The organism is Dehalococcoidia bacterium, from assembly GCA_025060295.1.
Lineage (GTDB): Bacteria > Chloroflexota > Dehalococcoidia > Lucifugimonadales > HRBIN23 > HRBIN23.
In genome coordinates, this window is record JANXCH010000013.1 from 40,496 (window position 1) to 66,542 (window position 26,047).

Below are 26,047 nucleotides of genomic sequence, written 5' to 3' on the forward strand. Positions count from 1 at the left end.
CCTTGACCCCCACAACCCAGGGGAGCGAGGGCCGTGGTGCGTCTGTTCATCGGCCTGGCATTAGTGGCTTTGGGCACGCTCCTGCTCTTGGAGCGGTTGGGGATCGTGGAAGGGGCGTGGAGTATCGGGTGGCCCGCCCTGCTCATCGTGCTTGGGGTAGCTGTGCTCTTGGGTGGTCTTTTGCGGAGGTAGACGGGGATGCGGCCGCCGTTCTGGGCGCAACTGGCGGGGGTGTTTCTCATCGCCGTGGGGATGGTGCTCCTCCTCAACGCCTTGGGCATCGCGTTGGTGGCGGTGGTGGATGTGCTTATCGGGGCGGGGGCGGTGGTGTTGATCATTATGGGGTTGCGCCTGTTGCGGCGCTCCCGCTGGGTGCGACGGGAGCCCTTCGTGGACATCCTAATGGGGAGCATTCGGCGGGGCTCCGAGTGGGAGGTTACCTCGGCCCAGTTTGCTGTGGGCATCGGGCAGGTGCGCCTGGACTTGACGGGCGCACGGGTGCCCCCTGGGGAGCACCACCTGCTGGTGGATTGCATTCTGGGCAGTGTGCGGGTGGTGCTCCCCGCCGATGTGGGGGTCGCCGTGTCGTGTCGGGTGGGGTTGGGGGAGATTGTGGCCTTTGGCCAGCGGTGGGAGGGGATCAACCGCTCCCTGACCCTGCGCACCCCCGACTACGAGAAGCAGAGCCGACGCATCGCCCTGGAGGCCTCCGCCACCATCGGGCAGATACACCTCTCCCGCCCGGCGGCGGTTGAGGTGCCCCAGGCTTTGCCGGCGCTCATCGTCCCCCCGTAAGAGGCGCGCCCCCCTTTAATGGTCGCCCGGCTTGGCGTAGGGGTGGCTCCACAGGGCCACCTGCAGCACCACCGATTTGAACCACGCCTGGTGCATCTTGTCCACCACCTCGGGCGGGTGCCCCTTCTTGGCCAGGAAGGGGCGGATGGTGGCGGTGATGGGGTAAATGAAGGCGATTAGGTACCGCAGGGGGATGTGGGGCACCGACTGCACCTTGTCGGTCTGGTTCTTTTTGGTGCGGTGGTGGCGCAGGCCGATTTCGTGCTGGTAGTCCAGCCAGGCCTGGTCATACTTGCGGTTGCAGGTGTCCAGGATCCACTGGCCGAAGCGCTTGCGCACCGCCCCCAGGTAGTCGGGCAGGGGCTTCCCATCGGGGCCGGTGAAGTAGTACACGAGGTGCGGATGGGAGGCCACGAAGCCATACCACAGGTCCAGCACCTGCTCAATCTGGTCGGCCAGCACCTGCCCCGCCATGCGCAGGTAGCGCTCGTCCTCCTCGGTGAACATGACGGCCTTTTTGAGGTCGTCAAACTCCTTGAGGGTGATGGGCGACTTGGCCACAGCGGGGGTGCCGTAGGTATAGCCGGGGATAGCCGTGCCGGTCATGGCCACCTCCTTGGGGAAGGGCTACAATTCCTATTGCAAAAGCCGAGCTTCCCAAGGTCAATTCCGCACTTTTCGGTAACCTGGTTACCAAAAGGAGACCGTCCATGACCCTGCTGTCGGGTGTCTCGGTGCCTGTGGGTGTTGGTCAGGATAGGGTAGCCACGCCCCTGCTGGCGTGTCGGTGGACGCTGACCATCCTGTGGGCGTTGTTCCAGGGGCGGCACCGCCCGTCGGAACTGCAACGGCACATCCCCGGCCTGAGGCGCAAGGTGCTCTACGACCGCCTGCGCAAACTGCAGGGGGAGGGGTTGGTGGTGGCCGTAACGGGAGGAGGATATCCCCTGCGGGTGGAGTATCACCCCACCGAGCGGGGGATGGCCCTGCGCCCTGTGGTGGAGGCTCTGCTCGGGGACGGCATCCCCCCCGCGGTGGTGGCGGAGGTGCTCAAGTGTAAGTGGATGGGGTGCATCTTGCGCCTGTTGCGGGAGCGTCCGTATCGCCCCAGCGAACTGAAGCGCGCCCTGGGGGGTATCAGCAACAAGGTGCTGGCGGAGCGGTTGGCCAAGCTGGAGGCTCTGGGGCTGGTGCAGAGGCAGGTGGTGGCCACACGGGGGGTGCGGGTGCTCTATGCCCTCACTCCCCTGGCGCACGGGTGGCGCGCCCTGGGCATGGTGCTGGCACCCCCTATGGGGCCACAGTAACCCCCTCGCCCTCTACCACTTCCCCCACAGGGATGGCCTCGGGAACGGCACGACGGGCGGCGTCTACGGCCTCGGGAGCCACGGCCACCACCATCCCGATGCCCATGTTGAACACACGGAACATCTCCCCCTCCTCCACGGGGCCTTGCTGCTGGATGAGGCGGAAGAGGGGGGGCACCTCCCACGCTCGCCGGTGGAAACGGGCCCCCAGCCCCGGGGGAAGGATGCGGGGCACATTCTCTATGAGCCCCCCGCCCGTGATGTGGGCCATGCCTTTGGCATAGGGGAGCAGGGGAACCAGCAGGGGATAATACGGGCGGTGGGGCACAAGAAGCGCCTCCCCCAGGGTGGTGCCCAGGTCGGGGAACCAGCGCCCCAGCACCGACGGGTCTTGGTCAATGCGGAACAGACGGCGCACCAACGAGTAGCCGTTGGTGTGCAGGCCGTGGGAGGGGATGCCCAGGAGCACATCGCCTCGGCGGATGGTCTGACCGGTCAGGAGGGCCTCCTCCTCCACCGCCCCCACGATGAAACCCACCAGGTCAAAGTCGTCGCCCTGGTAGACGCCTGGCATTTCGGCCGTCTCGCCGCCGATAAGGGCGCACCCGGCGGCGCGGCAGGCGTCCACCATCCCCTGGGTGATGGCCTCTACCCGCTCGGGGCGCAGACGTCCGAAGGCCATGTAGTCCAGGAAGAAGAGGGGGCGTGCCCCGCAGGTGAAGATGTCGTTCACGCAGTGGTTGACCACATCCTGGCCTACGCCCTGGTAGCGCCCCAGGAGGGCGGCAATTTTCAGTTTGGTGCCTACCCCGTCGGTGTGGGCCACCAGGATGGGGCGGCGGAAGCCCTCCAGGCGAAAGAACCCCCCGAAGAAGCCGATGTCGCCCACCACGCCGGGGGTGAAAGTGGAGCGGGCCAGGCTGCGGATGCGCTCCTTGGCTAAAGTGGCGGCATCCCGGTCGACCCCTGCCGCCTTATAGGTGGCGTCGGACACCTAGCCCTCCTTGGCGGGTTGCTGGGGAGGGGGCTCCTCCTTCACTTCGATGCGCTTGCGCTGGCGCGGGGCCGCCTCCCGCTCAGCCATTTCCAACTCCTCAATGGCGCGGTCCAGCAAGGCGCGCAAACCCAGGAGAAACTCGCGCCCGGCGGCGCGCCAGTGGGCACGGGATTGAGGGGGCACCATCTCCCGTAGGCGGCGGGTGCGGAAGCGCACCCACACCTCTCCCCCCGGGCCGAGCTGCACCTCCACCAAACGCTCGCTCATGTCCCCTCCTTTCTGGTATGCGGGTGTGGGCCTTTGGTGGCTTGCGGGGCGTGGGCCGAGGCGCGCCCCTGGAAGCGGATGCGCAAAGTGTCGCCCTCCAAGGTGGCGTCTTTCACCCCCAGGCCCACCAGCATGCGGGGCAGGAACACAGTGCGCCGATACGACCCCACCTGCACCACCAGTTCCTCCACACTGCTCTGCAGAAGGGCGATGTCGCCCCGAGCGGCGAAGGGCAGTTTCAGCAAGAGCAGGTGGTCCTCCCCCTCCCGGCGGATTTCCTGGGGGTTGCCCAGGTGGAAGATGTGGATGGGGTTCTTATCCCCGTAAAGGACGCGGGCCATCTCCCGCAGGGCCTCTATCCCCACCACCTCCCGGCTGAACAGGGGGACAGTGAAGATGGGGACGGGGGAGAAGGCCTCCTGAATCATTTGGAAGTACTTGGCCTGGCTGGAACGCCAGGTCTGGAAGTACGGGTCGGTAACATCGGGGGGGATGAGGCGGTTGCACACCACCATGTCCACATTGTAGCCGTAGAGGTTGAGGTAGGTGAAAGAGCGCTGGGTCTCCTTGACCACCATCTTCTCGGCGTTGACCACCAGGCGCACCGAGGCCTGCTGGTGGTCGGTGAGGAGGGCCTGCATGGCTTCCAGCTGCTGGTAGAGGCTTTCAATGCTGGCGAACACCGGCTCCCCCGGCACGGGGAGGCCCAGGGTTACTCTGGCCAACGGCCCCAAGGTCTGGGCGGTGCGCTTGCCGATGGGGAAAAGGCGCCGCATATACCAGCGGGCCATGTCGGGGAAACTGAGCAGACGCATGGTCTCCCCTGTGGGGGCGCAGTCCACCACCAGCACATCGCACGCCCCCGCTTGGGCGTGGCGGGTGATGTACAGGAGGCCCACCAGTTCATCCATGCCAGGGAAGATGGCAATTTCCTCGGCCACCACCTCGTCCACCCCTTGCCATTGGAGCAGGGCGGTGAGCCAATCCCGCACGGTGCTCCAGTAGCGCTCCAGTTCCTTGAGGACATCTATCTCCTGTCCCCACAGGTTGGGGGCTATAGGCGTGGGGTCAGGGCCGAGGGGGTGGTCAAAAGAGTCGGCCAGGGAATGGGCGATGTCGGTGCTCATCACGATGGTCTTGTAGCCCATATCGGCGGCGCGCACGGCAGTGGCGGCGGCGATGCTGGTCTTGCCTACTCCCCCTTTGCCGGTGAATAAGATGATGCGCATGGTGCTCCCTCTCTGCAGTGCAGAACCTCGCCCCCTCGATCCCCAGGGCGATTACACATCCAAGTTGCGCACCTGACGGGCATAGGCGAAGATGAAGTTCTTGCGGGGCTCCACCTGGTCGCCCATCAGGATGGTGAACAGTTCGTCGGCGCGACGGGCGTCCTCTAGGGTTACCTGGAGGATGGAACGGGTGGCGGGGTTGAGGGTGGTCTCCCACAACTGCTCGGGGTTCATCTCCCCCAGGCCCTTATAGCGTTGAATGACCACCCCTTTAGCCTTCTCCAGGCGCTTGAGGATGGTGTCCTTCTGGGCCTCGCTGTAGGCGTATTCCACCTGCTTGCCCGCCTGGATGCGGTAGAGGGGGGGCTGGGCGATGTAGAGGTGGCCGTGGGTGATAAGGGGGCGCATGGTGCGGAAGAAGAAGGTCAACAGCAACGTGCGGATGTGGCTCCCGTCCACATCGGCGTCGGTCATGATGATAACGCGATGGTAGCGGAGTTTGGCGAGGTTGATGTCCTCGCCCATGCCCACGCCCAGGGCGGCCACCAGGGCGCGTATCTCCTCGTGGGAGAGGACCTTGTCGGGGCGGGCCTTCTCGACATTGAGGATTTTGCCCTTGAGGGGGAGGATGGCCTGGAAGCGCCGGTCGCGCCCCATTTTGGCGGAGCCGCCGGCCGATTCCCCCTCCACGATGAACAGTTCGCACAGGGCGGGGTCCCGTTCGGAGCAGTCGGCCAGTTTGCCGGGGAGGGAGGTGCCGTCCAGGGCGTTCTTGCGCAAAACCATCTCCCGGGCGCGCCGCGCCGCCTCGCGGGCCTTGGCGGCAGTAATGCACTTGCCCACGATGCGGGCGGCGTCGGCGGGGTGGTCCTCCAGGTAGATGGTGAGGGCCTCCCCCACCACCGAGTCCACGATGCCCTTCACCTCGGGGTTGCCCAGTTTGGTCTTAGTCTGCCCCTCAAACTGGGGGTTGGGCAGGCGCACGGCGAGCACCGCCGTGAGGCCCTCCCGCACATCCTCCCCCTGGAGGTTGGGCTGGTCGTCCTTGAGGAGTTTTTGCTTACGGGCGTAGTCGTTGATGGCGCGGGTGAGGGCCGAGCGCAGGCCGGTGAGGTGGCTCCCCCCTTCGGGGGTGGGGATGCAGTTGGCGAAGGTGAAGATGGCCTCGTTCACCTCGTCGGTGTACTGCAGGGCGCAATCCACCTGCACCCCCTCCACCGTGCGGGAGAAGGCCAGCACGGGGTGCAAGGGCTGGCGGGTGCGGTTATAGTGGGCCACCATGCTGGCCACGCCCCCCTCAAAGTAGAAAGTCTTCTCCTCCCCCGTGCGCTGGTCGGCCAGGGTGATCTCCAGGCCGGGCACCAGGTAGGCCACCTCCCGAAAGCGCTGGGCAAGGGTGTCAAAGTCGTAATCCCGCTTAGCGAAGATGGTGCTATCGGGCAGGAAGGTGACGGTGGTGCCTGTGCCCTCGGCGGGGCCGATATCCTGAACGGGGGTGATGGGGCGTCCCCGCTGGTATTCCTGGCGGTAGAGGCGACCGTTGCGGCGCACCTCCACCTGAAAGCGTTCGGAGAGGAAGTTGACCACCGAGGCCCCGACCCCGTGCAGCCCCCCCGCGACCTTATAGGTGCCGTTGCCGAACTTGGCCCCGGCGTGCAGGGTGGTCATGACCGTCTCCAGGGCCGATTTGCCCGTGACAGGGTGGGGCTCCACAGGGATGCCCCGCCCGTTATCCTCTACCCGCACCGAGTCGTCCCCTCCGAGCGTGACGAGGATGCGGTTGCAGTAGCCCGCCAGGGCCTCGTCCACGGCGTTGTCCACGATCTCGTAGACCAGGTGGTGGAGGCCTCGCTGGTCGGTGCTCCCTATGTACATGCCCGGGCGGCGGCGCACCGCCTCCAGACCCTCCAGCACTTGAATGGACTCGGCTGTATACTCCTGCACGCCTGCCGCCTTATCCTTCAGGTCGACCATATCTACCTCCTTCCGAAGGGCAGCGCCCTTATCGTGCGATGAGGGGGATATCCCCTGTGCTGTGCCTGTGGGTGCGTGGGGCCTCCTCACGCTCGGACGGGGAGACGGCTCGCCCGTTCCCTATAGAAGACCATGCCCGCCGCCGTGATGCCCGTAGCGATGAAGGCATAGACTGCGCTGGCCGCCAGGGCACCGGGGAGCGTCTCGGTGAAGCGCTCCAGGAGCAGACGTGCCCCCAGGCTGATGATGGCCGTCAACAGCCAAAAGCGCACGCAAGCCCAGAAGTGGCCAAACACCACCTGGGCGCTGCGGAGCATGGCCTGGGCAGGCCCCAGTCCGTCGATGAAGATCGCCTCCTCCACCAGGAAGAGGTAGAACAGCACCAGGAAGGCACCCCCAATGATCAGCCCCCCCAGCAGGGCGGCCACGAAGGGGGAGAGGAGGAGGGCCACCGCCACCAGCAGGCCTCCTCCCAGCAGGCCCACCACTGCCAGCGTCCCCAGCAAAAGCCGATACCCCACCAGGGCCAGCCACCCCTTCAGGATGGCGGGTGCCAAGGGCCGAGGGCGTCCCACCACTGCCTGGCCCAGGGGGGCCAGGTAGCAGGAGGCCAGCAGAAGCCCCGCCAGGGCCAACCCCCCCATGAACCCCACCAGAAGGGGCAGACCCCCTCCCCACAGGACGCTTGCCCCCGAGGCGGGGATGTTCAGCATGGGGAGTTGCCACACTATCAGGCGCAGGATATTCGCCTGGGAGAGGCCCCTTCCCAGGGTGTCGGCCTGGGTGAAGATGCCAAGAACGTGATCGGGGGTTGGGGCGCGGGTGAGCAGAACATCTTCCACCACGCTCAACACCTGTCGGGTTTGGGTGGGGGCGGTCCACGCGGGGAGAAGCATCAGGGCGGCGGCAACACCTACAGGAAGCAGGACCAAATAGGGGCGACGGGCCACCAACGCAAACCCCAAGCCCAAAGAGTCAATGGCCCCCGCTGGGGCGCTCTGCGTCTCGCGCACAATTCTATTGTAGCAGATGTGCGCGGTGCTTTGAAAGGCACGGGCATGCGGGCCCAGGCCCTTTCCCCCCGGAAACCATACCCCGCCCCCGTGAGGCGTCTGCTAGCATAGGGTAGAGGTCTCCTATGGGGAATCCCCGTCTGACCCAGGTGCAGGCCATCATCCTGAAGGACAGGGAGGTGGGCGAGGCGGATCGCCTGGTGTGTCTGTTCACCCTGGAACGGGGGAAAGTGTGGGCACGGGCCGCCGGCGTGCGCAAGCCCACCAGCCGGCTGGGGGGCCACCTGCAACCCCTCTGCCACAGCCGCGTGCTCCTCGCGCGGGGGCGGGAGCGGGATGTGGTCTCCCAGGCGGAGGCCCTGCACACCTTCCCTGGCCTGCGGGGGGATTTGCGGCGCTTGGCCCAGGCTTTAGCCTGCGCCGAGGTGGTGGAGGGCCTCACCGCCGAGGAGCAGGCCAATCCCCGCATCTACCACCTCCTCTTGCACACTTTGGAAGGGTTGGAGGCAGGGGAGGGGGAAGTGCTCCTGCGCTGGTATGAGGTGCAGATGCTGGATGCCCTGGGGGTAGTGCCCCACCTGTTCGCCTGCGCAGAGTGTGGGGCACCCCTTTTCCCCCAGCCCCAGTATACTTTTCGCGTGCCGGTGGGGGTTGTGTGTGGGGGATGCACCTCCCACGGGGGGGCGTTCTTATCCCTCTCTCTGGAGGGGCTGAAGGTGCTGCGCTGGCTGGCCCGCCACGACTACGCCCAGGTGCGCACCCTGCGCTTGGGGCCGGTGGGGGCCGAGGTGGAGCGCCTCTTGCGGGAGACCTTCCGCTGGCATCTGGAGCGGGAGGTGCGGGCTGCCGCCTTCGGGGAGCGGGTGGGAGGATACCCCCCCGTCGGGGGACGGGCATTTTGACACCCCTGCGCTCTTTGGGTATGGTAAGGGAGAAGACACCACCAGCCATGTTCCGTGCGGTGCTTGTTGCCAACCGTGGGGAGTGCGCCTGCCGCATCATCCGCACTTTGAAGCGGATGGGCATACGCGCTGTTGCCGTCTACTCGGAGGCGGATACCCGCGCCCGCCATGTGCAGATGGCCGACGAGGCGGTGCCCATTGGCCCCCCCGAGCCTGCCCAGAGTTACCTGAACATCCCCCGCCTGGTGGAGGCGGCACGGGCGACAGGATGCCAGGCGGTGCACCCTGGGTGGGGTTTCCTTGCCCAGAACCCCGCCTTCGCCCGCGCCTGCGCCCAGGCGGGGCTGAAGTTCATTGGCCCCCGCCCCGAGGTGATGGAGCGTATGGGGGATAAGGTGCTGGCACGGCACCTGGCACGGGAGGCCGGCTTACCCCTGGCCCCTGGTAGCCCCGAGGCTGTGACCGACGAGGAGGCGGTGCGCATCGCCCAGGCCATCGGCTTCCCGGTGATGATCAAGGCGGCGGCGGGGGGTGGGGGTGTGGGTATTCGGGTGGCTACCTCCCTGGCGGACCTGCGCGACCTGCTCCCTCGGGCGCGCCGATTGGCCCAGGGCGCTTTCGGATCGGACAAGGTCTATGTGGAGCGGTACATTCGCGACGCCGCCCACATTGAGGTGCAAGTGCTGGGGGATGAGCACGGCACCCTGGTGCACCTGGGGGAGCGGGAGTGCTCGGTGCAGAGGCGCAACCAGAAAATCGTGGAGGAGACACCCAGTCCCAAACTGAACGACGCCCAGCGCCAGCGCCTGGTGGCGGCTGCTTTGGCCCTGGCCCGCCACATCGGGTACACCAACGCCGGCACCGTGGAGTTCCTCTGGTCGCCCGAGGGCGAGTTCTACTTCCTGGAGATGAACACCCGCCTGCAGGTGGAGCACCCCGTGACGGAGATGGTAACCGGGCTGGACATTGTGGAGTTGCAAGTGCGCATAGCGATGGGAGAGCCTCTCCCCTTCCGCCAGGAGGACGTGGTGCCGAGGGGGCATAGTGTGGAGGGGCGGGTGTATGCCGAGGACCCCGACACCTTCGTCCCCACGGGGGGAACAGTGGAGCGAGTGGTGGAGCCCCAGGGGGAGGGGATACGGGTGGATAGCGCCCTCGTGCCGGGGTACCAGGTGCCCCTGTTTTACGACGCTATGCTGGCCAAGGTGATCGCCTGGGCACCCACGCGGGAGCAGGCCATTGCGCGCCTGGACGCCGCCCTGAAGGGCCTCGTGGTGGAGGGGGTGCGCACCAACATCCCCACCTTGCGGGCGGTGCTGGGGGATCCGACCTTCCTCCTGGGCACTTATACCACCCAGGTGCTGGCCCGTTTGACGGCGGTGCCCCAGCGGCGCGTGGCCTCCACACCCACCTCTGCGGCGGTGTCCACTGACCCCGAGGCGGTGCTCCACGAGGCGGAGCGCCGTTCCTTCCTGGACCCCCGTTGGGATGGCAGAGCAGAGGCGGTGGCGGCAGCGTTGGCCGTGGCCTGGGCGTGGGAGGGGTTTTCCGCCCCGGCGCCTTCGGCGTGGCGGGAGCAGGGCAAGATGCACCAGATGCTGACGCGTCTGGGGGTGGGGCTATGACCTTCCCCCCGCGCCGCTTCCGCGTGCGGGTGGGCCAGCGGTGGCTGACGGTAGAGGTGCGCCGCGGCCCTGCCGGCCAACCCCTGGTGTGGGTGGAGGGACAGCCCGTGGAGGTGGAGGTGCTCCCCGAAGGGAGCGTGTCCCCCAGGGGGATGCCGGTGGCCTCCCCTGGCTCTGGCCCTGCCCCTCATCCCCCCCAGGAGAGGCGCATCGTCAGCCCCATGCCCGGGCGGGTGGTAGGAGTGTCGGTGCGGGTGGGCGACCGTCTCCAGGCGGGGGACGAGGTCTGCGTCATTGAGGCCATGAAGATGGAGCAGAGCATCCGCTGCACCCACGGGGGCGTCGTGAAGGCTGTCCACATCCAGCCCGGCCAAACCGTTCAGGCGGGCGACCTGTTGGTGGAACTGGGGGAGGAATAACGGGCGGGGGCGTGTCCACCCCCCCTCTGGGATGGGCCGTTAGGTGCAGGCTGTTTCCCCTCGGCGGTTTGCCCTTCCGCTCTCGTCTGTATCCGGACCCTTTCTCTGCTACACTACAAAGGCTATGAGCGTTACAGCGACGCTGGTGGAGTGGGTAACGGCATGCCGAGGGGAGGCTCTCCCGCCGGCGGTGCGGGAGCGGGTGAAGGGGCTTTTCCTGGATGCGTTGGCGTGTGCCTGCATTGGGAGCCGCCAACGGTGGACGCAGAAGGTGGCCCAGATGGTGCGGGGGATGGGGGCGCAGGGGCCGTGCACGGTGGTGGGCTATCCCTGGACGACGGCCCCCTCGTTGGCGGCGCTGGTGAACGGGTGCGCGGTGGGAGGGTTTGAGTTGGACCACGCCCTGGGGGAGGCGTCGGCCCATCCCAGCAGTGCGGTGGGGCCGGCGGTGCTGGCCCTGGGGCAGGCCTTGCGGGCATCGGGGGAGCGGGTTGTGCGGGCATTGGTGCTGGGCTATGAGGCCCAGTGCCGCATCGGCTTGGCGGTCGGGCGGGGGGTGGAGGACGAGCGGGGCTTCCACGGCCCCGGCACCAACGGCCCCCTGGGGGCGGCCGTGGGAGCGGGGGTTCTGCTGGGCCTGACGCCCCAGCAGATGGCCTGGGCACTGGGGAACGCCGGCTCCCACGGGGCGGGGCTGATGGCCTTCGCCGCCGAGGGGGCCATGACCAAGCGCCTGCACCACGGGCGGTCGGCCCAGACGGGGCTGGAGTGTGCCCTGCTAGCGCAGGAGGGGTTCACCGGCCCCAGTCAGGTGCTGGAGGGGGCACGGGGCTTCTTCCACGCCTTTTCGCCCACTCCCCGCCCCCAGCAGGTTACCGAGGGCTTGGGGACGGTGTGGCGTTTGGAGGGCATTTTTGTGAAGCGCTACCCCTGCCACGCCAGCATCCAGGGGGTGGTGGAGGGGCTGGTGCGCCTGCGGCGGGAGGGCCTGCGGGCGGAGCAGGTGGAGCGGGTGCGAGTGGTGGGGCCGCCCCGTCTGCTCCACCGCCACGCCGAAAAGACCCCCCGCACCCTCCTGGCTGCCCAGGAGAGCCTCCCCTTCTGCGTGGCGTGGGCGCTGCTGGGCAACCCGGAGGACCCGTGGTCATTGACCGAGGCTCTGCTCACGGAGCCGGCCTACCTGGGCTTGGCCCAGCGGGTGGAGATAGAGGTGGACGCCCAAGCCTTCGCCACGCCTCCCTTGTCCTTCCTCGGCTCGGAGGTTACGGTGGAGACCGCGTTCGGCGTGCGGCGCTTCTGCGGGTGGCCCTTCCCCGGTGCGCCGGGGCATCCTTTGCCCTGGGAGGGGGTGGTGCAGAAGTTTCGGGCGTGTGCGGTGCCCGTGCTCGGGGAGGAGAGGACCCAGGCCGTAGTGCAGAAGGTGGCTCACCTGGAGGCAGAGGGGGACATATCTTCCCTGGCGGGGCTTCTGGCGGGCACCTAGTTGCGCCGCAGGTAGAGGAGAAACTCCTGCTCCTCCACAGGACGGCCCCGCCGTAAGGCGAGGATAGCGTATTGCATGAACATGCGGGCCAGGCCAGGGTATTTGAGGGCATGGGAACCGATGACCACCCGGGGGATAGGCTTGTCCAACTCCACTGCGATGCGCCCAGGGTGGTCGTAGTCCACCTCTAACGCTATGCTCCGGCCGGTGGAGCGCTCGATGCGCTCCTGTAGTCGGCGCAGGAACTCGGCATCATCCATAGGGTGCCCCCCACTCTCAGTATACGGGGGAGCCTTTGGGATAGAATAGCCCTATCAGGAGGATGGTATGAGCGAAAGGCGTGATGTGGTGGTCATCGGGGCGGGGGTGAACGGGGTGAGCACGGCTTATTTCCTGGCACGCAAGGGGGTGAAGCGCGTCCTTCTGCTGGAGCGGGAGGGGGTGGCATCGGGGGCCACGGGGCGCTCGGCTGCCCTGGTGCGCATGCACTATACCAACCCCTGGGACGCCCTGCTGGCCTTGCGCAGTTGGGAGATGTTCCAACACTGGAACGACCTGGTGGGGGGCGAATGTGGCTTCCGCACGACGGGGTTCCTTCTGCTGGCCGCCCACCACGACCGGGAGCACCTGCTGGCCAACATCCAGATGCTCCAATCAATAGGGGTGAACACCTGCTACCTGCCCCCGGAGGATGTGCGCCTGGCCTACCCGTATATGGTCACTGACGACCTGGCCGGGGCAGCCTACGAGCCGGAGAGCGGATACGCCGACGGCTCCGATACCACCCACAGCCTCCTGCGGGCGGCGCGACGGGAGGGGGTGGAGGTGCGCCTGGGCACCCCCGCCCTGCGCCTGCTGGTGGAGAAGGGGCGCATCACCGGTGTGGAGACGCCTCAGGGCCCCATCGCCACAGGGACAGTGGTGGTCGCAGCGGGGGCGTGGGCCGCTCCCCTGCTGGCCACGGCCGGCGTCACCCTGCCCATTACGCCCATGCGCATCGGGGCGGGGATCGTGGTGCGTCCGGCGCAGGTGCCCTTCCACCCCGTCGTCATTGACCGCTCCATCGGGTTCTACTTTCGCCCCGACGGGGTGCAGGAGGCACGCTTGACCCTGGTGGGGGTGCACGGGCGGGAGCACCGCACCCCTGCCGACCCCGACGCCTTCCGCCGTGAGCCGACGTACGAGGAGGTAGAGTTGACCATCCAACGGCTGGTGCGCCGTATCCCTGGCATGGCCGATGCTTACTGGAAGCGCACCTGGTGCGGGGTGGACGGCTATACGCCCGATGGGCATATGGTGCTGGGGGCGGTGCCAGAGGTGCAGGGTCTGTATGTGGCGGGGGGGAGCAGTGGCACCGGCTTCAAGACAGGGCCGGCGGTGGGGCTGTGCATGGCGGAGGTGATTGTGGAGGGGCGGGCGCACACGGTGGACATTACCGCCTTCCGCCCCACCCGCTTCGCCGAAGGGCAGCCCCTGGTCAGCCCCCACGAATACCGTGTGTCAGCCTAAAGGCCTTCCATTACCTGGCCCCACGCGCCGTGTGCGCAGAGGCCCACAGGGCAGGAGGTGCGTCGCCCTTGCACCTTGGGCTCCCCTGGGGTATTCTGGAAGCAGATACCCACAGGAGGGGCCATGTTTCGGGGCGGTATCGGGCTTCCTGAACTTATCATCATCCTGGTAATTGTCCTGCTCCTGTTTGGGGCGACCCGCCTGCCCAAGTTGGCGGAATCCATGGGCAGGGCCGTGAAGGCCTTCCGCAAGGCCGCCCGCGAGGAGGAGCAGTCCGCCCCCCGCGCACGCCGTCGGTCCAAGGAGCCGACGAAGGTATAGGGCCAGCGCCCGCGCACGGGCTTCAGCAGGGCGCAGGGAGTGGTCTGAACAGCCCTACTCCAGGGTCACTTTGGCGCCCGCAGCCTCCAGTTTCTCCTTGATCTTCTGGGCCTCCTCTTTGGAGACGTGCTCTTTGACGGGCTTGGGGGCCGCCTCTACCAGGTCCTTGGCCTCCTTCAGGCCCAAGCCGGGCACCACCTCCCGCACCGCCTTGATGACGTTGATCTTGTTGGGGCCCACCTCTTTCAAGACGACGGTGAACTCGGTCTTCTCCTCGGCGGGGGGCGCAGCGGGGGCGGCCGCAGGCGCAGGAGCGGCGGCGGGGGCGGCTGGGTCCACAGGGGCGGCCACCGCTACCGCCGGCGCCGCGCTCACGCCAAACTTCTCCTCCAACTGCTTGGCCAGCCACGCCACATCCATCACGGGCAGTTGCAAGATGCCTTCGAGGATTTGCTCTTTGGTCAGGGGCATAGGCTCCTCCTTGATGGTGCCTGTAACCACGCAGATTTAGGCGGGGGATGCCGTGGAAGGCTCCCCCTGCTTCTGGGCCGCACGCTTGAGCACGGTAGCCAGGGACTGTATCGGCCCCTGTAACACCCCTACCAGGGCCACCATAGGGCTTTTCACGTGCCCTGCCAGGGCGGCCATGGGGCCCCGCACACGCCCTACCAGGGTGGCAATGAGCACTGGCTTGGGGGGCAGGGTGGTCAGGGCCGTCAGTTGAGCGGGGGTCAGCACCTGCCCGTCCAGCAGAGCGCCCCGCACCGTTAGGGGAAGGCGTATGGCTTTGAGCACCTCCTCGAACCCTTTCACCGCCTCCACCGGGTCCTTTTGGGTGAGCACCAGACCTGTTGGCCCCTGCAGGATGTCCTTGAGGCCCTCCCGCCCCGCCTCGCGGGCAGCGATGGTGGCCAGGGTGTTGCGGACGACCTTGTATTCCAGCCCCTTCTCCCGCAGGCGGCGGCGCAGGTCGGTCATAGCCGACACAGGCAGGCCCGTGAAACTGGTGCTGATGATCAGGGTGCTTCTGCCCAACCGCTCCTTCAGGGCGGCGACGGCCTGGCGGTTCTTCTCCGAGGGCATAGGTGCTCCTTCGCTGGGCCTCCCGATACAAAAAGCCCCGCAGGCCAAAGCCGCAGGGCAAAGGGATACCCCTCCTGTCTGCCTCGGCGGGCGCTCGTCGCTTTACGGCCCCCCAGGGCCACCCGCGGTCTTCGGCACTGCCGTTTTCTAATCTTATCACGGGGGAGCCAGCAGTGCAAGGGCCAGGGCCGCCGCCGAGGGGAGAAGGGCGATACGCCCCTCCCACAAGGCCTGGAGGGCCTCCTGACGCTTCAGCAGCACCACCTCCAGAGCTTCAGTATCGTCGGGATGGGCTGGGGCTGTCTGCTGGGCGGGCCACGCCCGGAACAGGTGCGCCCGCCACTGCCCGCGGTTGCCATCCACGAAAAAGGAGCCGAGCGCCTGCCAATGGGGCGCCGTGTAGCCCGTCTCCTCCCGCAGTTCCCGTTGGGCGGTGGTTAAGGGATTCTCCCCCGCCTCCACGAAGCCCCCCGGCAGGGCTAAGGTGGTGCGCCGCGGCCCGTGCCGATAGAGGCGCACCAGAACGATGGCCCCGTCAGCCGTTTGGGGCACCACCACTGCATAGTCGAGCAGGGCCAGTTGCCAGAAGTCCTCAATGATGCGCCCGCTGGGGAGGCGCACCCGCTCCACCCACACCTTTACCCAGGGCGGGGCGGACACCACCTCCCGCCGTTCCAGCACCTCCCAGGGGATAGAGGGGTCGGGGGCCACCCATAGCCTCCTGTGGGGGATGCTTCTATTCTAGCACCTTTCTCTGCCAGCGCCCCCTTGTGGCAAAGGGCGTTGCTTTTCCACCATGGCCCCAGCATTCGCCGAGGGACGGCTGTGGAGACCCTGCCCCAGCGCATCGCCCGCATGGATGGGGAGCGCCTACGGCGCTACGCCGAGTACCTGGCCTTCGCCCAGGGCCACCAGTGGAGCACGCCCGCCCGCCGGGGGGAGCGTCGCCTCACCTTCAACTACGCCCGCGCCTTCGCCGAGAAGGTAACCTCCTACCTCCTCTCGGGGCTGACCGTAACGACGGAGCCGTGGGATGCCTCCCCTCAGGCACGGGAGCGGGCTTTGCGTGCCCAAGAGGTGTGGAACGCCATCGCCGAGGCCAATGCCCTGGACGAACTGGACTACGAAACGGAGCTGGACACGGCCATCCTGGGGGATGGGTGCTACAAGGTCATCTGGGATAGCCAGGAGGGGCGGGTGCGCATCACGGCTCCTGATGTGCAGGGCATCTTCGCCTGGTGGACGGAGGACGACCCCTCTCGGCTCCTCCAGGTGGCCAGTCGGTATCGGCTGTCGGCCGAGGAGTGCCTTCTGCGGTGGGGTGTGGCCCCCAAAGGCCCCCAGGGGACGGTGGTGGAAGGGTGGACAGCCACCACCCTGCAGGTGTGGGTGGATGACACCTTGGCCGAGGAGCGCCCCAACCCCTACGGCTTCATCCCCTTTCTGCTCTTCCCCAACCTGCGGGAGCCCAAGCAGGTCTGGGGCACCTCCGATTTGGTGCCCATTATGGAGCCCCAGCGGGAACTCAACCGCGCCTTCACCCAACTGTCGGCCATCCTGGAGTTGTCGGGCAACCCCATCGCCGTCCTGGAGGGTGTGGAGCATGCCACCGACATCGCCGTCCAGCCGGGGGCGGTGTGGGAGGTGCCCGAGCGGGCGCGGGCATACCTGCTGGACCTGCTCCAGGGCGGGGGCGTGCGCCTGCATGTGGACTACATTGACCTGCTCTACCGCACCCTCCACGACCTTTCGGAAACACCCCGCACCGCCTTCGGGGACAACGCCCGCAACCTGTCGGGAGTGGCGTTGGAGATGGAGTTGCATCCCCTTCTGCAAAAGGTGCGCCGCAAACGCCTTATTCGCACCAGCGTCTATCGGCGGCGGGCGTGGATGGCCCTGGCTCTGCACGAGCGGATGACGGGTGAGCCCCTGTTGCCTGTGCGCCTGCGGGTCGTGTGGGGGCCCATTCTCCCCCAAGACCGGGGGCGCCTGGCGCGGGAACAGCAGGCTTTGGTGGCATCGGGCCTGTCCAGCCGGCGGCGCGCCATGGCCCTGCTGGGGGTGGAGGATCCCGAGGCGGAACTGCGCCGTATTCGCGAGGAGCAGGCCCTGGGACAGGCCCCCACCATCGCCCCATACCTTGCGGACGAGTCGGAGTAAGGGGAGGAGAACCGTATGTCCGAGCAGGTGCAAACCCTGGAAGCGTCCCCGGAGCCGGTGCAGAAGGCCTTGGGGGAGGCCCAGGCCCGCATCACTCACCTGGAGGGGGAGGTGGCCCGCCTGCGGGAGGAGAACGAAGCACTGCGCCACCAGGTGCGCCAGGCCCTGGCCCGCTACCGCGCCCTCCTGGTCGCCCAGGCCCCCGAGGTGCCCGAAGACCTGGTGCAGGGGGATACTGTGGAGGCCGTCGACGAGTCCTTCGCACGGGCGCGGGCGCTGGTGGAGCGGGTGCGCCGTCAGGTGGAGGCGTCCCTGCAGAAAGAGCGGGTGGCTGGAGGTGCGCCTCCACGCCAGGGCATCAGCCTGGACGCCCTTCCCCCCTCGGAGAAGATCCGCCTGGGCCTCCAGCGCCTGCTCCAGCAATCCTGAATCCCCCCCTGATCCCTGCGGGCCTCCCGGATACCGTATGATGGACATGGGGGCTTTGTTCCCGTGGGGAAAACGGTCGCCTTCTTTGACTTTGACGGCACCCTGTGCACGGCCCAGGTGTGGAGGGGGCTGGGGGAGTGGGCACGCACTGCGCCGCGCCGTCGTCTGGCGTATGTGTGGTCGCTACGCCTTCTGCCGATGGGCTATTGGCCTCTGTATCGCCTGCGCCTGCTGGGGGAGGGAACCTTCTTCAACCTCTGGGGCAACGGGGTGGCCAGCCTGTTCCGCGGGATGCCCTATGCCCAGGCGCGGGCCGTCTGCCAGCAGGTCGCCCGCCAGCACCTCATCCCCGCCCTGCGGAGCGATGTGATGGAGCGCCTGCGGGCACACCAGGCCCAAGGGGAGGAGGTGGTGCTGGTCTCCGGCACCCTGGCCGAGGCCGTGGAGGCCGTCGCCCACCATTTGGGCATCCCCACTGTGCTGGCCACGCCCCTGCAGGTGCACAACGACATCTGCACCGGGCGTATGGATGGGCCGTTCCTTTATGGCGCCCTCAAGGCCCAGCGCCTCCTCCAGTTCGCTCGGGAGCACACCCCCCCGCTTGACCTCTCCCTCTGCTGGGCCTATGCCGACCGCCGCTGGGACATCCCCTTCCTGGAGGCGGTGGGACGGCCGGTGGCCGTCTACCCTGACCGGGTGCTGAAGGCGTATGCTGAAAAGAGGGGCTGGGAGGTGCTCGGGGCGCGCCCCTGACGGGTATGCCCGCCCCTGTGGGGGGAATGCCCGCCTCCACGCCCTCACTCCATCGGCGGAGGGGCGACTGTGCTCAGCCTGGACCTGCTCCGCAGAGCGCCCGACCAGGTGAAGGCGGGTCTCCAGGCCCGCGGCGAACCGTGCGATAGTGTGGATGAGGTGCTGGCCCTGGATGCCCAGCGCCGCCAAACGGTCACCGAGCGCGACCGCCTGCGCGCCCAGCACAACGAGGTGAGCCGACGGATGGGCCAGGCCCTGGCCCGCGCCCGCCGCGAGCCGGGGGCCGCAGCCGAAGCGGACGCCCTGCGGGAGGAGGCCAAAGCCCTCTCCCAGCGCATTGAGGCCCTGGATGAGCAGGCCCGCCGCCTGGAGGAGCAGATAGAGGCCCTCCTCCTCACCCTGCCCAACCTGCCCCGCCCCGATGTGCCCATCGGGGCCGACGCCTCCGGCAACCGCATCGTCCGCACCTGGGGGGAGCCTAACTCTTTCCCCTTCCCGCCCCTTCCCCACTGGGAGTTGGGGGAACGCCTGGGCATCCTGGACACCGAGCAGGGGGCCAAACTGGCCGGCTCCCGCTTCTTTGTGCTGAAGGGGCTTGGGGCGCGCCTGCAGCGCGCCCTCATCTCCTGGTTCCTGGATGTGCACACCCGCGAGCACGGCTACACCGAGATCTACCTGCCCTATCTGGTGCGCAGTCCTGTGCTGGTGGGGGCCGGGGTGCTCCCCAAGTTCGGCGACAACATCTACCGCGACGCCGAGGAGGACCTGTGGCTCATCCCCACCGCGGAGGTGCCCCTCACCAGCCTCTACGCGGGCGATATCCTCCCGCCCGGGAGCCTGCCCCAGTACTGGGTGGCCCACTCCCCCTGCTTCCGACGGGAGAAGGCCGCCGCCGGGCGGGATGTGCGGGGCATCAAGCGCGTCCACCAGTTTGAAAAAGTGGAATGCTACAAGTTCTGCGAGCCGTCCGCCTCCGATGCAGAGTTGGAGCGCCTGGTGGCCGATGTGGAGGACCTGCTGCAGCGTCTGGGGTTGGCCTATCGGGTGGTGCTCCTGTGCACGGGCGACCTGGGCTTCCAATCGGCCAAGACCTACGACCTGGAGGTGTGGGCGCCGGGATCGGGGGAGTGGCTGGAGGTCTCCTCCTGCTCCACCTGCACCGACTTTCAGGCGCGGCGGGCCAACATCCGCTACCGCCCGGCCGAGGGTGCCCGCCCCGAATATGTGCACACCCTCAACGGCTCAGGCCTGGCCCTACCCCGCACCATCGCTGCCATCCTGGAGACCTACCAGCAGGAGGACGGCTCGGTGCTGGTGCCCGAGGTGTTGCGCCCCTATATGGGGGTAGAGCGCATCACAGGGGTCAAGGAGCGCGCCTGAGCGGAGTGCCAACTGGTGGGCCCAGACCCAGCGCGACCTCCAGAGCGCCCGCTGGCAGGTGGAGGGGGGTTTTTACGAATGGGCCTGCTTTGTGGCTCAGCAGGCGCCCGCAAAGGCCCTCAAGGCCGTCTGCCACCGCCTGGGAGCGGAGGCGTGGGACCACAGCGTTCTGCACCTGATCGGAGGCCTCCAGGAGAAGGTCGCCGTCCCCCCCTCTGAGCGGGAGTGTGGACGGGTTCTAGACCTCTCACACCCGGCAGGAGGCCCTCCGTGCCCTCGCTTGTGCGGAAGAGGTCTTACGGTTCTGTAACGGTCTTCTGGCTGGATAGGGATGCGGTGGCCAGGGTCTTGCGGGAGCGTGCCGAGGCCCTGGTGCGCCACGCCCCCGAGGTGCAGAAGGTCGTGTTGTTCGGCTCCCTGGCCGCAAGGCGGGCCATCCCCGGCAGCGATGCGGACATCCTGCCGGTGATACGGGGGGAGGCGGGGCCTTTTCTGGAGCGGGTGCGCCACTACCAGCCTTTCTTGGAGGGGGGGATGCCGGTGGACCTCTTCTGCTACACTGAGGGGGAAATCCAACGCATCCCCCTGGCCCGCACCGCCTTGCGGGAGGGGGTGGTACGGGCCCAAAAGCACAACGCGGGTGCCGAGGGAGCCCCTCTATGCGGGAAATAACCCGTGAGGACTATGTGACTTTCCGGGCCACACATCCTCATGCGGTCATTGAAGGTGTTAGGGTCGCATTCCTGGACAGTGCTCCCCTGACCCTTCTGGAGCCAGCCGAGTTCCGCCTGGAGAGCACCACGGTGTGGTCTTTTGAAAAGAGGGGCAAGTGGGCGACGCACCGCGGGAACTACCGAGGCAACTGGGCACCCGAAATCCCCCGTAATCTCCTTTTGCGCTATACCCAACCGGGCGACTGGGTGTTAGACCAGATGGTGGGATCAGGGACGACCCTGATAGAGTGCAAACTTCTCGGGCGTAATGGCGTGGGGGTAGATATCAACCTGGATGCCCTTATGGTGGCGTGGAACCGTCTGGAGCACACTCCAGTGCCTCCTGGTTGCCCCCAGACGATCCAGCGCCTCTACTCTGGGGATGCGCGCCATTTAGACGCGATAGAGGATGCCAGCATTGACCTGATCGCAACACATCCTCCTTACGCAAACATCATCCGTTACTCGAAGGGCAAGGGCATAGAGGGGGACTTGTCGTTAGTGCGTTCCCTCAATGAGGATATCAACGCTATGGCGCAGGTGGCTGCCGAATGTTGGCGCGTGCTGAAACCCGGGAAACATTGTGCCATTCTGGTGGGCGATACGCATAGGCATAAACACTATGTGCCCATAGCCTTCAGGGTCATGTATGAATTCTTGAAAGTGGGCTTTATTTTGCGGGAGGATGTCATCAAACTGCAATGGCATGTGAAGACGGAACGGGAGCGGTGGAATCCGAAGCGACATCACGATTTTCTTCTTACCTTCCACGAGCATCTCTTTATCTTTCGGAAGCCCAGGCTCGGAGAGGATACCAGCAAACTCCGTGACAGCATGCTCTGGTAGCCAATGGGCGAGGTTTTATCCTCTTTGGGCCGCCCCCGCCCGAACATGTGCCCCCTCTGCAAGGTCGTCATAGCGCGTATCCCCCCGTTGCGCCTTACCCCACCACCGTTCGTATCCCTGTATACAGGAACAGCCCACCCATAAAGGCCAGGAACAGGGCGCAGGCCAAAAGAATACCCGCATACACGGGCCGCGTCATCAACCTACGGCCAGTGGCGATGGCGAGCGCCACAGCGCTATACCACACAAAGTCCGACAGGATGTGCCCGATGTACACCGCCCCCACACCCCACAGGCCCAGGGGGCCGGGGTAGTAGCGGGCGAGGAGGCCAGCCCCCACTGTGAGCCACCAAAGGCTCCAGAAGGGGTTGGAGAGGCTCACCACCACCCCGCCCAGAATAGGCCCTCCCTTAGAACGGCGGGGGGCGTCGCCGCGGGGATGGAAGTCGGGGCGTTCCCGCAGGGCCGTCTGCACCGTGCCCCACGCCATCCACAGGATGACCCCGCCTCCCACCAGGCCGATGATGGCTCGGGCCGTCTCCCCCTGGAAGAAGCGCCCCAATCCCAGCACCAGGATCACCACCACCCCCAGTTCTAGCAAAGCGTGGCCCAGGGAGACCAACGGCCCGGCAGACCACCCGTGGCGGGCCGATTCCCGAATGGTGAAGGCCAGCAGAGGCCCTGGCGACAGCGCCCCCGACAATCCCACCACAAAACTGACAGCAAAGGCCACAGCCAAGTCGTCCAGCACGGGGGAAACCCTCTTATGCGGTGGAGGTGCTCCACCCGTGGGGCCACTCGGCTTCTGGGGGCCGGTGCAAAAGGGCCTCCATCGCCTCGGCCACGGGCACCCCCTCAAACAGCACCCGATAAATCATCCGTGCGATGGGCATCTCCACCTGGTAACGCTCGGCCAGGCGCATAACCTCTGCCACTGTGTGCACCCCCTCGGCCACCTGGCCCAGATCGCGCATAACCTCTTGCAGGGGGTAGCCCTGCCCGAGCCGCTCCCCCACCTGGCGATTGCGGCTCAGGGTGCTCCAACAGGTGGCCATCAGGTCGCCGATGCCCGCCAGCCCTGCAAAGGTCCACGGCTCCGCCCCGGCCGCCACCCCCAGGCGGATCATCTCCGCCAGGGCCCGGGTGATCAGGGCGGACTTGGCGTTGGTCCCCAGCCCCAACCCGTCGCACATCCCTGCCCCCAGGGCGAAGGTGTTCTTCAGCACCCCGCCCAGTTCCACCCCCACCACATCCCGGCTGGTATACACCCGAAAGGTGGGGCTGTGGAAGGCCTCTTGCACCCAGCGGGCCACCTCGGCGTCGGCGCTGGCCACCACTGTGGAAGCGGGCAACCCCCGGGCGATCTCCCCTGCCAGGTTGGGGCCCGCCAGCACCGCCACGCGCCCCCGATGGGCGGGCAACTCTTGAGCCAGCACCTCACTCATGCGCAGGGCAGTCCCCGGCTCCAGGCCTTTGGAGCCGTGCAGCACAATGGTGTCCCCTTCCAGAGCGGGGGCGAGGCGGCGGGCGTTCTCCCGCATGGTGGGCGAGGGCACCGCCAACACCACCATCTGGGCGTTCTGGGCAACCTCCCAGGGGTCGGGCGTCAGGTGCAGGGTAGGGGGGAAAGGGAAGGTGGGCAGGCGGGGATGGTGGCGGGCGCGGGTGAGGGCCTGCACCTCCTCGGCGTTGAGGGCCAACAAGGTCACCGTATGCCCCCGGCGTGCCAACAGCACCGCCAGGGTGGTGCCCCAGGTGGTGGTGCCGACAACCCCTATCTTTGCCACGAAGCCCTCTGCTGGGATGGAGCGAGAGGACGGGCGGGCTCTCCCAAGCGGTACTCCTCTCCCCGGAGGAGGCGTTGGATGTTCGGGCGATGTGCCCACACCACCAGCACAGCCCCCACCCCTCCATACAGAGCATAGGGCAAAGGCACCTCCTGCGCCAAGGCGAAGCCTATCAGGGTCAGCCCGCCGCTCCCTGCCCCCAGCAGGGAGCCGACGGACACATAGCGCGTGCGGGCAATGGCCGCCAGCCCCAGAAGGGTCGCCACGGCGCCTGCCCACGGCTGAAGCACATACAGCCCCCCCAATCCACTGGCGGTGCCCCGCCCGCCCCGAAAGCCCAAGTAAAGCGACCAGATATGCCCCACCATCACTGCCAACCCCACGCTCGGCGGCCCCCACGGGGTGGCCAACATCTCCCGCGCCAGGGCCACGGCCACGGCCCCCTTACCCATATCCAACGCCAGCACCAGCAAGCCCGCCCACACTCCAGCAATGCGCATCACATTGGTCATCCCTGTGCTTCCGCTGCCGTAGCGGCGGGGGTCCATACGGCGCGTCGCCTGGGCCACCAGCAGGCCCCAGGGGATCCCCCCCCACAGGTACGCCACGGGGACCGCCACTGCTAACCACTCCAGACCGGCGCTCATGACCGTCCCACCTTCGCCTGAGGGCGCGCGATGAAGCGGAGGCGCAGGGGCGTCCCGGCAAAGCCAAAGACCCCCCGCAAAGCGTTGGCCAAGTAGCGTTCATATGAAAAGTGCACCAACGCGGGGTCGTTCACCGTGAACACAAAAGTGGGGGGGTTGATCCCCTCCTGGCGCAGGCCGTAAATGTGGAGGGGCCGCCCCTTATGGGGGGGAGGTGGGTGGCGCACCACCGCCTCGGCCAAAAGGCGGTTCAGGTCCTCCTGGGGCACCCGCTTCTGCCGCTCCCGCCATACCCCCAGGCACGCCTCCAGCACCTTTTGCACCCCCTCCCCCGTGGAGGCGACGGTGAACAGCACCGGCGCATAGGGCACAAAGTGCAACCCCGCCCGCACCGCCTCCAGGGCCTGGGCCTCGGTGGCCCCCTGCGCCCGCGCCAGGTCCCACTTGTTCACCGCCACCACCAACCCCTTATAGGCGTCCACCACATACCCGGCGATGTGGGCATCCTGGGCTGTGACCGCCTCGGTCGCATCCAGCACCAGGATGGCCACATCGCACCGCTCAATGGCCTGCAGCGCCCGCAGAACAGCAAACTGCTCAATCCCCGGCTCAATGCGCCCCCGCCGGCGGATGCCCGCTGTGTCGATGAGCAGGAGGCGCAAGCCCTTATAGGTGGCGGGGGTGTCCAGGGCGTCCCGCGTGGTGCCCGGCTCGGGGGAGACGATGGCCCGCTCCTCCCCCACCAGGGCGTTGAGCATACTGGACTTGCCCACATTGGGGCGCCCCACGATGGCCAGTTTAGCCACCGGCTCGGCTTCGGGTGGGGTTTCGGGGGCCTCGGGCAGAAGGGCCAGCACCCGCTCTATGAGATCCCCGATGCCCCGGTTGTGCAGGGCCGAGACGGGAATGGGCTCCCCCAGGCCCAGGGCGTAAAACTCCCCGACCTGCAAAGCCCGCCCCGGCCCCTCGGCCTTGTTCACCGCCAACACCACCGGCTTCCCCTGGCGGCGCAGGATGTCGGCGACGGCGTGGTCTTCCGGGTGCACCCCCGTGGAGGCATCGGTTACCAAGATGATCACCTCTGCATCACGGATGGCCAGCAGCGCCTGCTTACGCACTTGCTCTTCCAGGGAGGTGTCTACCTCGGACCGCAGGCCCCCCGTATCCACCAGGATGACCCTCCGCCCGTCCAAGAGCACGGGCATGGCGATGCGGTCGCGGGTGGTGCCCGCCTCGTCGGCCACGATGGCCACCCGTCGTCCCAAAAGGCGATTGAACAAAGTGGACTTGCCCACATTGGGGCGTCCCACGATGGCAACCAGGGGCACAGAGGGGGGTGTGGGCATGGGCAGACCTTCAGTCGGCGAGGATGGCTTCAAGGATAGCCTTCTGGATGTGCAGGCGATTCTCGGCCTGGTCGTAGGCGGCCGACCAGGGGCTTTCCAGGAAGCCGGGGGGCACCTCCTCCCCGTAGTGGGCGGGCATGGGGTGCAGGAACAGGGCACCCGGGGCGGCACGAGCCATGCGCTCGGCGTTCACCTGGTAGCCGGCAAAGGCCCGCCGGCGCACCTCCGCCTCCTTCTCTTGCCCCATGCTCGTCCACACATCGGTGTAGACCACCTGGGCCTGGGCGACGGCCTGGTCGGGGTCCCTGAGGAGCGTGAGGGAGCCGCCCGTGTGCCGGGCTGTGGCCTGGGCTTGCTGGACAACGGCCGGGGGCAGCTCATACCCCGGGGGCGAGGCGATGCGGAAGTGGGCACCCACCGCTGCACAGGCCAGGGCCAGGCTGGCGGCGCAGTTGTTCCCATCCCCCACAAAGGCCACCACCACCCCCCGCAGGCGCCCCAGGCGCTCCTGCACCGTCAGGATATCGGCCAGGGCCTGGCAGGGGTGTTCACTGTCGGACAGGGCGTTGATGACCGGCACCGCCGCGTAGCGGGCCATGTCCTCCAAGGTCTTTTGGGCGAAGGTGCGGCAGACGATGGCGTCCACCATCCGCCCCAGGACGCGGGCCACATCGCTCACCGGCTCCCGCACCCCCAGGCCCACCTCTTGGGGGCCCAGGTAAAAGGGGTGCCCCCCCAACTGATGCACCGCCACATCAAAGGAGACACGGGTGCGCAGGGAGGGCTTCTCAAACAGCAGGGCGACACTCTTCCCCTCCAGAGACAAGGGCCGTGCCCCCCGCTTCAGGGCCAGCCCCCGCGCCACCAACCCCTCCACCTCCTGCGGGGAGAGGTCAGCCACCGACAGGAGATCGCGTCCCTTCAGACTGCGCACAGGGGTAGCCATCCTTGTGCTCCACCCCCCTAGTATAGCAGGGGGCATCCCTGCCCTACTGCCCACACACGAAAGGGGGCCTCCCCCTGTCCTCTGCGTGCCCGGACAGCCCCTGTGTGTTCGTCTTA

Annotated in this window: 31 protein-coding genes and 1 other annotated feature; of the genes, 16 read left to right on the top strand and 15 right to left on the bottom strand. The window is 67.3% G+C overall.

Going from position 1 to position 26,047, the window contains the following annotated elements; translation table 11 throughout:
- The first annotated feature begins 33 nt into the window (after positions 1 to 33).
- Positions 34 to 192 (top strand): DUF5668 domain-containing protein, encoded by a 159-nt coding sequence (locus NZ951_06695; protein ID MCS7207598.1) that lies wholly within the window; start codon positions 34 to 36, stop codon positions 190 to 192.
- A 6-nt stretch (positions 193 to 198) separates the two neighbouring features.
- Positions 199 to 795 (top strand): cell wall-active antibiotics response protein LiaF, encoded by a 597-nt coding sequence (gene liaF, locus NZ951_06700; GenBank protein MCS7207599.1) that lies wholly within the window; start codon positions 199 to 201, stop codon positions 793 to 795.
- 15 nt (positions 796 to 810) lie between these two features.
- On the opposite strand, the gene NZ951_06705 is transcribed toward liaF, so the two are convergent.
- The gene (locus NZ951_06705; protein ID MCS7207600.1) at positions 811 to 1,401 is read right to left on the bottom strand and encodes a protoglobin domain-containing protein; all 591 of its coding nucleotides are present in this window, start codon (positions 1,399 to 1,401) and stop codon (positions 811 to 813) included.
- 104 nt (positions 1,402 to 1,505) lie between these two features.
- Between NZ951_06705 and NZ951_06710 the strand changes: the two genes are divergently transcribed.
- On the top strand, positions 1,506 to 2,102 hold the full coding sequence (locus tag NZ951_06710; protein MCS7207601.1) for a helix-turn-helix transcriptional regulator: 597 nt from the start codon (positions 1,506 to 1,508) through the stop codon (positions 2,100 to 2,102).
- On the opposite strand, the gene purM is transcribed toward NZ951_06710, so the two are convergent.
- From purM to NZ951_06735, 5 genes are all read right to left on the bottom strand, one after another.
- Positions 2,086 to 3,096 (bottom strand): phosphoribosylformylglycinamidine cyclo-ligase, encoded by a 1,011-nt coding sequence (gene purM, locus NZ951_06715; GenBank protein MCS7207602.1) that lies wholly within the window; start codon positions 3,094 to 3,096, stop codon positions 2,086 to 2,088. The two genes, NZ951_06710 and purM, sit on opposite strands and share 17 nt — an antisense overlap.
- Positions 3,097 to 3,366, bottom strand: coding sequence for a hypothetical protein (locus NZ951_06720; GenBank protein ID MCS7207603.1), 270 nt, complete (start codon positions 3,364 to 3,366; stop codon positions 3,097 to 3,099). It lies immediately after the preceding gene.
- Positions 3,363 to 4,595, bottom strand: coding sequence for a TRC40/GET3/ArsA family transport-energizing ATPase (locus NZ951_06725; GenBank protein MCS7207604.1), 1,233 nt, complete (start codon positions 4,593 to 4,595; stop codon positions 3,363 to 3,365). Before NZ951_06725 ends, NZ951_06720 begins: the two co-directional genes overlap by 4 nt.
- 51 nt (positions 4,596 to 4,646) lie before the next feature.
- The gene (gene gyrB / locus NZ951_06730; GenBank protein MCS7207605.1) at positions 4,647 to 6,569 is read right to left on the bottom strand and encodes a DNA topoisomerase (ATP-hydrolyzing) subunit B; all 1,923 of its coding nucleotides are present in this window, start codon (positions 6,567 to 6,569) and stop codon (positions 4,647 to 4,649) included.
- 86 nt (positions 6,570 to 6,655) lie between these two features.
- On the bottom strand, positions 6,656 to 7,582 hold the full coding sequence (locus tag NZ951_06735) for a hypothetical protein (GenBank protein ID MCS7207606.1): 927 nt from the start codon (positions 7,580 to 7,582) through the stop codon (positions 6,656 to 6,658).
- Between the two features lie 125 nt (positions 7,583 to 7,707).
- On the opposite strand from NZ951_06735, the gene recO reads away from it, so the two are divergent.
- From recO to NZ951_06755, 4 genes are all read left to right on the top strand, one after another.
- Positions 7,708 to 8,484, top strand: a complete 777-nt coding sequence (recO, locus tag NZ951_06740; protein ID MCS7207607.1) for a DNA repair protein RecO — start codon at positions 7,708 to 7,710, stop codon at positions 8,482 to 8,484.
- Positions 8,485 to 8,531: 47 nt separating this feature from the next.
- Positions 8,532 to 10,109 (top strand): acetyl-CoA carboxylase biotin carboxylase subunit, encoded by a 1,578-nt coding sequence (locus NZ951_06745; protein MCS7207608.1) that lies wholly within the window; start codon positions 8,532 to 8,534, stop codon positions 10,107 to 10,109.
- Positions 10,106 to 10,528, top strand: coding sequence for a hypothetical protein (locus NZ951_06750; protein ID MCS7207609.1), 423 nt, complete (start codon positions 10,106 to 10,108; stop codon positions 10,526 to 10,528). The genes NZ951_06745 and NZ951_06750 overlap by 4 nt, the downstream gene beginning before the upstream one ends.
- A 124-nt stretch (positions 10,529 to 10,652) precedes the next feature.
- On the top strand, positions 10,653 to 12,011 hold the full coding sequence (locus tag NZ951_06755) for an MmgE/PrpD family protein (protein MCS7207610.1): 1,359 nt from the start codon (positions 10,653 to 10,655) through the stop codon (positions 12,009 to 12,011).
- On the opposite strand, the gene NZ951_06760 is transcribed toward NZ951_06755, so the two are convergent.
- Positions 12,008 to 12,271 carry a hypothetical protein gene (locus NZ951_06760; GenBank protein MCS7207611.1) on the bottom strand — a complete coding sequence of 88 codons (264 nt, stop codon included), beginning with the start codon at positions 12,269 to 12,271 and terminating at the stop codon, positions 12,008 to 12,010. The genes NZ951_06755 and NZ951_06760 overlap by 4 nt on opposite strands.
- A gap of 67 nt (positions 12,272 to 12,338) precedes the next feature.
- Here NZ951_06760 and NZ951_06765 point away from each other — a divergent pair, with 67 nt between their 5' ends.
- Both NZ951_06765 and tatA read left to right on the top strand, forming a co-directional pair.
- Positions 12,339 to 13,520, top strand: coding sequence for an FAD-binding oxidoreductase (locus NZ951_06765; protein MCS7207612.1), 1,182 nt, complete (start codon positions 12,339 to 12,341; stop codon positions 13,518 to 13,520).
- A gap of 123 nt (positions 13,521 to 13,643) precedes the next feature.
- Entirely contained in the window at positions 13,644 to 13,841 is a 198-nt protein-coding gene (gene tatA / locus NZ951_06770) for a twin-arginine translocase TatA/TatE family subunit (protein MCS7207613.1), read from the top strand.
- Positions 13,842 to 13,895: 54 nt separating this feature from the next.
- Here the strand turns inward: tatA and rplL are convergent, their stop codons facing one another.
- The 3 genes from rplL to NZ951_06785 form a co-directional block, all read right to left on the bottom strand.
- Positions 13,896 to 14,306 (bottom strand): 50S ribosomal protein L7/L12, encoded by a 411-nt coding sequence (gene rplL, locus NZ951_06775; GenBank protein MCS7207614.1) that lies wholly within the window; start codon positions 14,304 to 14,306, stop codon positions 13,896 to 13,898.
- 42 nt (positions 14,307 to 14,348) lie between these two features.
- Entirely contained in the window at positions 14,349 to 14,924 is a 576-nt protein-coding gene (gene rplJ / locus NZ951_06780) for a 50S ribosomal protein L10 (GenBank protein MCS7207615.1), read from the bottom strand.
- 19 nt (positions 14,925 to 14,943) lie between these two features.
- Positions 14,944 to 15,077, bottom strand: a sequence feature (ribosomal protein L10 leader region).
- A 3-nt stretch (positions 15,078 to 15,080) separates the two neighbouring features.
- On the bottom strand, positions 15,081 to 15,635 hold the full coding sequence (locus tag NZ951_06785; GenBank protein MCS7207616.1) for an NUDIX hydrolase: 555 nt from the start codon (positions 15,633 to 15,635) through the stop codon (positions 15,081 to 15,083).
- A 114-nt stretch (positions 15,636 to 15,749) separates the two neighbouring features.
- Between NZ951_06785 and NZ951_06790 the strand changes: the two genes are divergently transcribed.
- The 7 genes from NZ951_06790 to NZ951_06820 all read left to right on the top strand — a co-directional run bounded on the left by NZ951_06790 (position 15,750) and on the right by NZ951_06820 (position 21,205).
- Positions 15,750 to 17,084, top strand: coding sequence for a phage portal protein (locus NZ951_06790; protein ID MCS7207617.1), 1,335 nt, complete (start codon positions 15,750 to 15,752; stop codon positions 17,082 to 17,084).
- Positions 17,085 to 17,099: 15 nt separating this feature from the next.
- The gene (locus tag NZ951_06795) at positions 17,100 to 17,513 is read left to right on the top strand and encodes a hypothetical protein (protein ID MCS7207618.1); all 414 of its coding nucleotides are present in this window, start codon (positions 17,100 to 17,102) and stop codon (positions 17,511 to 17,513) included.
- A gap of 63 nt (positions 17,514 to 17,576) precedes the next feature.
- Positions 17,577 to 18,266 (top strand): HAD-IB family hydrolase, encoded by a 690-nt coding sequence (locus tag NZ951_06800; GenBank protein ID MCS7207619.1) that lies wholly within the window; start codon positions 17,577 to 17,579, stop codon positions 18,264 to 18,266.
- Between the two features lie 69 nt (positions 18,267 to 18,335).
- On the top strand, positions 18,336 to 19,646 hold the full coding sequence (gene serS, locus NZ951_06805; GenBank protein MCS7207620.1) for a serine--tRNA ligase: 1,311 nt from the start codon (positions 18,336 to 18,338) through the stop codon (positions 19,644 to 19,646).
- A 58-nt stretch (positions 19,647 to 19,704) separates the two neighbouring features.
- Positions 19,705 to 19,956 (top strand): HEPN domain-containing protein, encoded by a 252-nt coding sequence (locus NZ951_06810; GenBank protein ID MCS7207621.1) that lies wholly within the window; start codon positions 19,705 to 19,707, stop codon positions 19,954 to 19,956.
- Positions 19,917 to 20,318 (top strand): nucleotidyltransferase domain-containing protein, encoded by a 402-nt coding sequence (locus tag NZ951_06815; GenBank protein MCS7207622.1) that lies wholly within the window; start codon positions 19,917 to 19,919, stop codon positions 20,316 to 20,318. Before NZ951_06810 ends, NZ951_06815 begins: the two co-directional genes overlap by 40 nt.
- Positions 20,306 to 21,205 carry a DNA methyltransferase gene (locus NZ951_06820; GenBank protein MCS7207623.1) on the top strand — a complete coding sequence of 300 codons (900 nt, stop codon included), beginning with the start codon at positions 20,306 to 20,308 and terminating at the stop codon, positions 21,203 to 21,205. The genes NZ951_06815 and NZ951_06820 overlap by 13 nt, the downstream gene beginning before the upstream one ends.
- A gap of 94 nt (positions 21,206 to 21,299) precedes the next feature.
- Here NZ951_06820 and NZ951_06825 read toward each other — a convergent pair whose 3' ends face one another.
- The 5 genes from NZ951_06825 to argF are packed head-to-tail and all read right to left on the bottom strand — an operon-like array spanning position 21,300 to position 25,931.
- Positions 21,300 to 21,956, bottom strand: a complete 657-nt coding sequence (locus tag NZ951_06825) for a LysE family translocator (protein MCS7207624.1) — start codon at positions 21,954 to 21,956, stop codon at positions 21,300 to 21,302.
- A 13-nt stretch (positions 21,957 to 21,969) separates the two neighbouring features.
- Positions 21,970 to 22,992 carry an NAD(P)-dependent glycerol-3-phosphate dehydrogenase gene (locus NZ951_06830; protein ID MCS7207625.1) on the bottom strand — a complete coding sequence of 341 codons (1,023 nt, stop codon included), beginning with the start codon at positions 22,990 to 22,992 and terminating at the stop codon, positions 21,970 to 21,972.
- Complete coding sequence (gene plsY / locus NZ951_06835) at positions 22,980 to 23,639, bottom strand: glycerol-3-phosphate 1-O-acyltransferase PlsY (protein ID MCS7207626.1); 660 nt, start codon at positions 23,637 to 23,639, stop codon at positions 22,980 to 22,982. The genes NZ951_06830 and plsY overlap by 13 nt, the downstream gene beginning before the upstream one ends.
- The gene (gene der / locus NZ951_06840; GenBank protein MCS7207627.1) at positions 23,636 to 24,985 is read right to left on the bottom strand and encodes a ribosome biogenesis GTPase Der; all 1,350 of its coding nucleotides are present in this window, start codon (positions 24,983 to 24,985) and stop codon (positions 23,636 to 23,638) included. Before der ends, plsY begins: the two co-directional genes overlap by 4 nt.
- A gap of 10 nt (positions 24,986 to 24,995) precedes the next feature.
- The gene (argF, locus tag NZ951_06845; GenBank protein MCS7207628.1) at positions 24,996 to 25,931 is read right to left on the bottom strand and encodes an ornithine carbamoyltransferase; all 936 of its coding nucleotides are present in this window, start codon (positions 25,929 to 25,931) and stop codon (positions 24,996 to 24,998) included.
- Positions 25,932 to 26,047 lie beyond the last annotated feature (116 nt).

Excerpts from the sequence above, each read along its gene's own strand:
- liaF (MCS7207599.1), top strand. The coding sequence starts at position 199 with ATGCGGCCGCCGTTCTGGGCGCAACTGGCGGGGGTGTTTCTCATCGCC.
- NZ951_06705 (MCS7207600.1), bottom strand. The coding sequence starts at position 1,401 with ATGACCGGCACGGCTATCCCCGGCTATACCTACGGCACCCCCGCTGTG.
- NZ951_06710 (MCS7207601.1), top strand. The coding sequence starts at position 1,506 with ATGACCCTGCTGTCGGGTGTCTCGGTGCCTGTGGGTGTTGGTCAGGAT.
- NZ951_06720 (MCS7207603.1), bottom strand. The coding sequence starts at position 3,366 with ATGAGCGAGCGTTTGGTGGAGGTGCAGCTCGGCCCGGGGGGAGAGGTG.
- NZ951_06725 (MCS7207604.1), bottom strand. The coding sequence starts at position 4,595 with ATGCGCATCATCTTATTCACCGGCAAAGGGGGAGTAGGCAAGACCAGC.
- gyrB (MCS7207605.1), bottom strand. The coding sequence starts at position 6,569 with ATGGTCGACCTGAAGGATAAGGCGGCAGGCGTGCAGGAGTATACAGCC.
- recO (MCS7207607.1), top strand. The coding sequence starts at position 7,708 with ATGGGGAATCCCCGTCTGACCCAGGTGCAGGCCATCATCCTGAAGGAC.
- NZ951_06745 (MCS7207608.1), top strand. The coding sequence starts at position 8,532 with ATGTTCCGTGCGGTGCTTGTTGCCAACCGTGGGGAGTGCGCCTGCCGC.
- NZ951_06750 (MCS7207609.1), top strand. The coding sequence starts at position 10,106 with ATGACCTTCCCCCCGCGCCGCTTCCGCGTGCGGGTGGGCCAGCGGTGG.
- NZ951_06755 (MCS7207610.1), top strand. The coding sequence starts at position 10,653 with ATGAGCGTTACAGCGACGCTGGTGGAGTGGGTAACGGCATGCCGAGGG.
- NZ951_06760 (MCS7207611.1), bottom strand. The coding sequence starts at position 12,271 with ATGGATGATGCCGAGTTCCTGCGCCGACTACAGGAGCGCATCGAGCGC.
- NZ951_06765 (MCS7207612.1), top strand. The coding sequence starts at position 12,339 with ATGAGCGAAAGGCGTGATGTGGTGGTCATCGGGGCGGGGGTGAACGGG.
- tatA (MCS7207613.1), top strand. The coding sequence starts at position 13,644 with ATGTTTCGGGGCGGTATCGGGCTTCCTGAACTTATCATCATCCTGGTA.
- rplJ (MCS7207615.1), bottom strand. The coding sequence starts at position 14,924 with ATGCCCTCGGAGAAGAACCGCCAGGCCGTCGCCGCCCTGAAGGAGCGG.
- NZ951_06795 (MCS7207618.1), top strand. The coding sequence starts at position 17,100 with ATGTCCGAGCAGGTGCAAACCCTGGAAGCGTCCCCGGAGCCGGTGCAG.
- NZ951_06820 (MCS7207623.1), top strand. The coding sequence starts at position 20,306 with ATGCGGGAAATAACCCGTGAGGACTATGTGACTTTCCGGGCCACACAT.
- plsY (MCS7207626.1), bottom strand. The coding sequence starts at position 23,639 with ATGAGCGCCGGTCTGGAGTGGTTAGCAGTGGCGGTCCCCGTGGCGTAC.
- der (MCS7207627.1), bottom strand. The coding sequence starts at position 24,985 with ATGCCCACACCCCCCTCTGTGCCCCTGGTTGCCATCGTGGGACGCCCC.
- argF (MCS7207628.1), bottom strand. The coding sequence starts at position 25,931 with ATGGCTACCCCTGTGCGCAGTCTGAAGGGACGCGATCTCCTGTCGGTG.